At 69.4% G+C, this 6689-nt stretch carries 6 protein-coding genes; 1 reads left to right on the forward strand and 5 read right to left on the reverse strand.

What is annotated here, in order from left to right; all coding sequences use genetic code 11:
- Positions 1–88 precede the first annotated feature (88 nt).
- From AB0F81_RS49910 to AB0F81_RS49930, 5 genes are all read right to left on the reverse strand, one after another.
- The gene (locus AB0F81_RS49910) at positions 89–1099 is read right to left on the reverse strand and encodes a phosphotransferase (RefSeq protein ID WP_360211279.1); all 1011 of its coding nucleotides are present in this window, start codon (positions 1097–1099) and stop codon (positions 89–91) included.
- A gap of 13 nt (positions 1100–1112) precedes the next feature.
- Positions 1113–2003 carry an ATP-dependent DNA ligase gene (locus AB0F81_RS49915; protein WP_360211281.1) on the reverse strand — a complete coding sequence of 297 codons (891 nt, stop codon included), beginning with the start codon at positions 2001–2003 and terminating at the stop codon, positions 1113–1115.
- Between the two features lie 355 nt (positions 2004–2358).
- Positions 2359–3072 carry a deoxyribose-phosphate aldolase gene (gene deoC, locus AB0F81_RS49920; protein WP_360211283.1) on the reverse strand — a complete coding sequence of 238 codons (714 nt, stop codon included), beginning with the start codon at positions 3070–3072 and terminating at the stop codon, positions 2359–2361.
- 335 nt (positions 3073–3407) lie between these two features.
- Positions 3408–4292 carry a TIGR03619 family F420-dependent LLM class oxidoreductase gene (locus tag AB0F81_RS49925; RefSeq protein ID WP_360211285.1) on the reverse strand — a complete coding sequence of 295 codons (885 nt, stop codon included), beginning with the start codon at positions 4290–4292 and terminating at the stop codon, positions 3408–3410.
- A 10-nt stretch (positions 4293–4302) separates the two neighbouring features.
- Positions 4303–5178: a helix-turn-helix transcriptional regulator gene (locus tag AB0F81_RS49930; protein WP_360211287.1), complete on the reverse strand. Its 876-nt coding sequence runs from the start codon at positions 5176–5178 to the stop codon at positions 4303–4305.
- A gap of 170 nt (positions 5179–5348) precedes the next feature.
- Between AB0F81_RS49930 and AB0F81_RS49935 the strand changes: the two genes are divergently transcribed.
- The gene (locus tag AB0F81_RS49935) at positions 5349–6188 is read left to right on the forward strand and encodes an SDR family oxidoreductase (protein ID WP_360211289.1); all 840 of its coding nucleotides are present in this window, start codon (positions 5349–5351) and stop codon (positions 6186–6188) included.
- The last annotated feature ends 501 nt before the right edge of the window (positions 6189–6689 follow it).

A 6689-nucleotide genomic window follows, 5' to 3' on the forward strand; every position in this document is an offset into this window, starting at 1 on the left:
CCTCGTCCCAACCCTGCACCTGCTCAACCGTGACCACGTCCGGGAAACGATCCAGAACTACTCGAAGTAGTGATCCGCCGTAGCAGTACTAGCCGGAACCACCGGCGGCTCGAGCATCGGCGGGACGGCTGGGGGGCAGCTGGCTCAGCGCTGACGGCCCCCACCCGGTCGGGTCGTCGCCCGGTGGGACCATCGCCCAGCTCTGCCAGAGCACGAGGATGTCCAGCCAGTCCGCCTCGGCCGGGGTCAGTGGGCGCTCGGACTCGTAGCCGGCCCGGAACTGCGCGCGGACCTCGGCCGGCACCGGCCCCCAGTTGTGGTAGCGGGTGCCGAGCAGGACGGCCGCACGGGCCAGCTCGACGAGCCGGTGCTCGTGCTGAGCCTCCTCGAAGTCGATGATCGCGACGATCTCACCGCCCTCGCACAGGAGGTTGGCGGAGCGGAAGTCGAAGTGGACGAGCTGCCGGGCGGACCGGTCGGGTGGCGCGCCGGCGACGAGTTCGCGCAGCGTGTCACGAGCGGCCACCGGCAGATGGCCGGCGCACGAGTCGAGCCAGCCGGCGATCCGGGCCGCCAACGGCTTCGACGAGACGGCGGGCATCCGATCGGCGTCCGGATATGCCGCCAGCGCGTCCTGCAGCTGCGCCAGCAGGGCGCCGGCCGCCCGCACCTGCCCGGGATCGGCGGTGTCGAGCAGGTCGCCCACGATTACACGCTGCACGCCGAGGGAGACCCCGTCGACCTCGACCTGGAGCCGGCCGTCGCGCGCGGGAACCGGCGCCGACACCGGCAGCCCCCGGGCGTGCAGCCAGTTCGTGAGGCGTGCCGTCTCCGCCAGGCGCGGGAACCGCTCGGGCACCACCGACCACTTCGCGAGCAGCCGGCCGGACGGCGTGCCGACCCAGGCCAGCGCGTTGCCGCCGCTCATCACGATCCGCTCGCACGAGCTGGCGCGAACGCCCCAGTGCTTGTCCAGCGTGTCGGCGACCCAGCGGCCGGCCGACGGCCCGTCGCTGAAACCGAACCGCCCGTCGAGCGTCCGGTGGGGGTCGTCGGCCTCCCACAACATCTCCAGCACCGGCGCCTGCGACTCGACCATGCGGCGTATCCCATCACAGAATCGGCAGCAGCCGATCCGTCCGGAGGCGCACATAGCGGACGGCGTGCCGCCAGCGGCCGTGCTCGAACGCCTCGTCGGCCTCGATCTCGGCGATCAATTCGGGCTCCACCGGTACGAAGTCGAGCGGCTCCCGCTGATCGAACGGTCCCGCCCAGCCGGCCGGCAGCGGGCGTGGCCACGGATGGCCGGTGACCGGCGCCCGCAGGTGCGGAACGAGTTCAGCCCGGTGCAGCGCGGAGAGCGGGGCCGTTCGCCCGGCGTACCGCAGCCGGCTGCCGTCCGGCGGCCGGATGCCGAGCAGAAGCGCCTGTGGGGTGTGCCGGGTGCCGACCACTCCCCCGATGATCGCCTCGGTGGTGGTGCGCCGCCGCCACTTCCACCAGCCGCGGCCCTTCGCGGAGTAGGTGCTGGTCAGATCCTTGATGACGAGGCCTTCCGCGCCGGTGGCGGCATAGTCGTCGAACCAGCGGCGCGCCTCGGCGGGGTCGCGGGTCGCCGGGCAGAGGGCGGGCTGGGTGAGGCCGCTGAGCAGTTCCTCCAGCAGCATCCGCCGTTCCAGCAGCGGCCGGTCGAGCAGCGCGATGCCGTCGACCTCCAGCAGGTCGAACACCACGAGACCGGCCGGGCGCACCCGCGCCTCGGCCCGGATCCGGCGGCCAGCGCTGACCCGGGCGGCGAGGGCCGCGAACGACGTGCGACCGGTCTCCGGGTCCCAGCTGACGATCTCCCCGTCCAGGACCACGTCGGGCAGCAGCGCCGCGTCGAGCTGGGCGACGATGTCCGGGAAGTAGGCGGTGAGGTCCCGGCCGTGCCGCGACTGCAGGAAGACGTCACGCCGGCCGGCGAAGGCGACACACCGCCACCCGTCGTTCTCCAGACTCACCGGTGTCTCATGAGACAGCAACCTGCATTCGAAAGCGCCCCGTCTCATGAGCGCCGTCGAGTTGTATCAAGATCCGGGGCAGCCGTGGTGCATCGGCGCAGGCAAGGATGGCCACTGTGGCTATCGGGTGGTGGTGCCGAGGGTGTGCACGAGGCGTCACGAGGTGCGGACGGTTCCGGACCGAGCGACGGTGGGCGGTGCGGGTGGTGTTCTGCCAGGTGGGCTAGCGGACAGCGTCGACGGAGGAGACGTAGGCGCTGATGCGGTCAAGGCCGGGTTGGTTCTGTCGGTCAGTGGATCATCACGATCTGCTGGCAACGCCCGACACCCGTGCTGGATGTCGGCGGTCTCTTGTCTAGTAACCATCGGTGGCGGTCACCGTGTCGGTCTTTTCTCCGCGGTGGCGGGCTGCAAGGTCGTCGAGGATCGATTCCGTCGCGGTCGCTCCGAAGCGGGTGGCGCCTGCCGCGTACAACTCCAGCAGGGTGTCGAGGGTGCGGACACCTCCGGCCGCTTTCACGTGGATCGCCGGTGAGACGGCAGCGCGCATCAGCTGGATGTCGGCCAGGGTGGCTCCGCTGGGCGCGAACCCGGTGCTGGTTTTGACGAACTGGGCTCCCGCTTGCTCCACGATCCGGCACGCGGTCGTCTTCTGTTCGTCGTCCAGGTAGGCGTTCTCCAGGATCACCTTCACTCCCCGGCCCTGCGCGGCGGCGACGACGGCGGCGATGTCGTCGTGTACGTAGCCGACTTGACCGCTGCGCAGCCGGCCGATGTGCAGAACCATGTCGATCTCGTCGGCGCCGGCCTCGACCAGCGCCCGGGTCTCGGCAATCTTTGTGACGGTGAGGGTGTTGCCGTGCGGGAATCCGACCACCGTTCCGACGAGCACGCCGGTGCCGGCCAGGGCGGTCGTGGCGAGCGAGACATCGGAGGGACGGACACAGACCGATGCGGTGGCCCGCGTCGCGGCGATCTCGCAGCCCTTCTGCACGTCGGTGGTGGTCAGCTCGGGCCGTAGCAGTGAGTGGTCGATGGTCTTGGCTATGCGGTCGACGGAGGGGAGCACGTGTGGTCTCTCTTTCTCGGGTGGCTGTACGCACGCAGATATGGCGTCGAGCATTGAGCTGGCGAACGGCGATGAGGCGTCCCGGCCGCGGGCATGGTGGGTCTGCGCTGTCGACGCCTTTGGCTTCTACCAGCGGGTTGCGTCCCTCAGGGCGCGCGCGGAGTTCGAGGAGGGTGACTTGAGGTGGTGCGTTGGTGCGGACCCGTGGCTCCAGAAGCATGTGCCGTTGGTGACGTACACGGGTACGCGGTCGACCGTGCCGGAGCCGGACTAGATGGGTTGTTCATCCACCCACGCCGCCCGTTCGGGTCTTACCAGCACGGGGCAGATCGGGTTCAGGGAGTCTCAGTGAGGAGCGGGAGGACGGTGTCGGCGAAGCGGTGCAGGTGCTCGATGTGCGCGGTCTGGTCGGCGGCGGAGAAGTCGAGGACGAACTCGTCGACGCCAGCGTCCTGGTACTGCTGTATGCGGGCCGCTATGGCATTCGGGCTGCCGGTGAGGGTGGTCGCATCGGGATCGCTCTGAGGTTGACTGGGGTCGACGGCGGTCGAGATGCGCAGCGAGATATCGAGGCGGCGATCCGGTGCGAGTCGGGTCAGCGTGGTCCGGGCCGTTTGGATAGCTGCCGGGCTGACGGCGATGGCGTGCCAGCCGTCGCCGAAGCGGGCGGCACGGGTCAGTGCCGCCTGGCTTCCCCCGCCGACGACGATGGGGATACCGCCGGTCCGGGCGGGTTTCGGGGAGAACAGGACGTCGTCGAACTGGATCTGTTCGCCGGTGAAGTGCGGCTGGTCAGCGGTCCACAGCTGTTTCATGACCTGCAGATATTCGTCGGCGAGCTTGCCTCGTCGGCGGAAGTCGGCGCGCAGGAACCGGTATTCCTCCTCGACCCAGCCGACGCCGACGCCGAGGGTGAGCCGGCCACGGCTGAGGTGGTCGAGGGTGGCCGCCTGTTTGGCGAGCAGGATCGGGTCGCGTTGCGGCAGGACGATCACCGAGGTGGCCAGGGTGATGTGTGTGGTGCGGGCGGCCAGGTAGGTCAGCACCGTCATGGATTCCAGCAGGTGACCGTACGGTTCTGGAAGCCGGGCGGGCATCAGGACGTGGTCGGTGGTCCAGAGGGAGGCGTAGCCGAGCTGCTCGGCGGTGACGCCGATCGCGGTCATCGTGTCGACGGTGCCCAGGGGGCCGTAGTTCGGCAGGTTGATACCGATTCGCATAGCGGGTCAGCTACCGGGGCTTGGGGGACGCGGGAGCCTGGTCGCGGGTCGCTGCCCAGCTCGCCAGGAGCCGCAGGGCATCGTCGGCGGCGGATCCGGCCGGGGCGCTGAGCAGCGTCATCGTCAGCCCAGGATCGGCCGTCAGCTGCATCGTCTCGAAATTCAGGTCGATCTCACCGATGACGGGGTGCCGGAACTGCTTGATGCCGGTGTTGTGCAGCCGTACGTCGTGGGCGGCCCAGCGGGTGCGAAAGTCTTCGCTGCGGGTGCAGAGTTCTCCGACGAGGTCGGTCAGCGCCCGGTCGTAGGGGTCGCGACCGGCTTCGGTGCGCAGCATGGCGACGGTGACGGTGGCGATGCGTTCCCAGTCGCGCCAGAAGTCGCGGGCGCGGGGGTTGAGGAAAGCGAAGCGGGCGTGGTTGGCGGGACGTTTGGGGTCGTCGAACATGGGCGCGTACAGGGCTTGGGCCAGCGGGTTCGCGTCAAGGACGTCGCCGCGGCCGTTGCCGACGAACGCCGGTAGTTCGGTCATCAGTTCGAGAACGCGGGCGATGCTCGGGCGGATCTGCTGGGCGGGCGGTTTGCGGCGGGTGCGGGTGCCTGGCCCGGCGGCGCGAGCGAGGGCAGCGAGGTGTTGTTGTTCAGCCTCGTCGAGGTGCAGGGCGCGGGCGAGGGCGTCCAGGACGCTGTCGGAGGCGCCGGCGAGGTTGCCGCGTTCGAGCTGGGCGTAGTACTCGACGCTGACGCCGGCCAGGTCGGCGACCTCGCTGCGGCGTAGGCCCGGAACCCGGCGGTTGCGGTTGTAACTCGTCAGGCCGGCCTGCTCGGGGGTGATCTTCGCGCGGCGGGAGCTGAGGAAGGCTTTTACCTCATCACGGTTGTCCACGCTTCCAGGCTAGGTCGATTCGCCGGGGCGAGTGGTGGGCTGTCAGTACACCTTCCAGCAGCATCTTCTTCGTTGCGGGGGAAAGCGGTTCTCTGGTTGACGTCACCGCTTTCCCGGTCTTGCGGCCCTGCAGGACCGCGGTGGTTTTTCTGAAAGAGGACGTGAGCAGCATGGCTGAGAAGAAGGTTCTCCTCGTCACCGGCGCGAGCCGCGGCATGGGCGTGGACATCGCGAAGGCCGCCCTGGCCGCCGGGTACGCCGTCGTCGCGACCGGCCGTGACCCGCAGAAGGTGGAGAAGGCCGTCGGCGTCGCCGCCGATCTGCTGACCGTGCAGCTCGACGTCACCGACCCGGCCAGCGCGCAGGCCGCCGTGCAGGCTGCCGTTGACCGGTTCGGCCGCATCGACGTGCTGGTCAACAACGCCGCGAACTTCATCGCCGGGTTCTTCGAGGAGATCACCCCCGACGACTTCCGGGCCCAGGTCGAGACGAACCTGTTCGGCCCGCTGAACGTCACCCGCGCCGTGCTGCCGGTGATGCGCGCCCAGCGGTCCGGGCTGGTCGTGACGATCTCGTCGGTCGCCGGTTTCCTCGGCGCGGAGTTCACCTCGGCGTACGCGGCGTCGAAGTTCGCCGTCGAAGGCTGGATGGAGTCCCTGGCGCCGGAGGTCGCGCCGTTCGGGATCCGCACCATGATCGTCGAGCCCGGCTTCTTCCGCACCGACCTGCTCACCCCCGAGTCGACCAGCTACGCCGAGCCGAGCATCGACGACTACGCCGAACGCACCAAGCAGACCGTGACCGCGTGGAGCGGCATGAACGGCTTGCAGGGCGGCGACCCGGCCAAGCTCGCCGCCGCACTGGTGCAGCTCACCGGCACCGAAGAGCCGCCGGTGCGGTGGGTGGCCGGTGCCGACGCCGTCGGAGCCCTGGAGCAGAAGGCGCAGACGCTGCTCGAGCAGGCCGGCGCCCACCGGGAACTGTCGTCGTCACTGGCACACGACGCCTGAGCAGCAAACGCAGACCCCCACTGACCTGCGGCAGAAGCGACCCGTCTGCTGACCCCCAGCGGCGGGGCGCGCTCGACGTCCTCCCGGATATGCCAGCAACACCGGCACCAACTTGCCGCCTGGGCTGAATACCCAGCCGGCAATGACCGTCCTGACCATCAGGGTCCGCCGACTTCCGGCCGCAGACGCATCCGCGCGGCCGGAATCGACCCCTAGCTAGGAGGGTGCGTTTCTTTTGGAGTGAGCTACGAGCCGGTGATCATGAAGGCCGGTCCGCGTCTCCGCTGGTCGTCGTCGCAAGCGGCGTTCATCGATGGCTCCAAGGGGGGCGCCGCTCGCCGCTGGTGCTCCATCGCTGCTGGCCAGGGACTTCCCGGTGATCTCCCTCAGAAAGAAACACACCCTAGCTAGTACTGCTACGGCGGTTCGTAGCTTCCGAGCGTGCTGAGTCGTTTGCGGTAGTGGGAGTCACGGGATCGTTGAAGGCAGCGGCGGCGGAAG

This window comes from Actinoplanes sp. NPDC024001 (assembly GCF_040638955.1).
Classification (GTDB): Bacteria; Actinomycetota; Actinomycetes; order Mycobacteriales; family Micromonosporaceae; genus Actinoplanes.